Source organism: Streptococcus sp. ST14 (genome assembly GCF_046098195.1).
Lineage (GTDB): Bacteria > Bacillota > Bacilli > Lactobacillales > Streptococcaceae > Streptococcus.
Map to the genome: position 1 here is coordinate 1 of NZ_JBJUSF010000077.1, position 545 is coordinate 545.

Consider the following 545-nt stretch of genomic DNA (forward strand, 5'->3'; position numbering starts at 1 on the left):
TTCATCAGAGGGCGAGGGTATACTCGAACACCAAAAGAGTTCTCCTGGGAAGGAAAACTCAGCAAAAAGATGAAACAGGCCAGAAAGCGACTTGCACGTTCAAAGTTTGGGAAGGTGTCAAGAGGGACAGGAAAGGTTTTGAAGGTTGCGACAAAGCCCCTGCGTTCCATCTTATCCAATCCTTTAGCTGTCAAGTCCTATTTCTTAATGTTCCTCATCTTTGCTGTTTTAGGGATATTTATGGCCATATTTGGAGGCGGTGGTCCTGTCCAACAAAATGAATTTGACCTGAACAAGTCCTGGCTTCAGATCAGTAAACGAGATCGAGAGAAGTCCAATGACAAGGTAGACTATTGGACAAACATCGATGACATGATCTTTTTCATGAACTTTCGCTATGGCAGTGAATGGAAACCAGAAAGTAACTGGAATGAGGGAACTGGTGGAGAATGGGCTGGGACATTAGGTTTCAATCACTATTCGGATGCCTTGAATGATCTTTGGAATCATTTGAATGATGACCCTCACAACTTGAAAAAGATGGC

At 43.3% G+C, this 545-nt stretch carries 1 pseudogene; it reads left to right on the top strand.

The features are described 5' to 3' along the window. Positions 1-545 (top strand): annotated as a pseudogene (locus ACIY19_RS10885) (CHAP domain-containing protein); the annotation flags it as partial.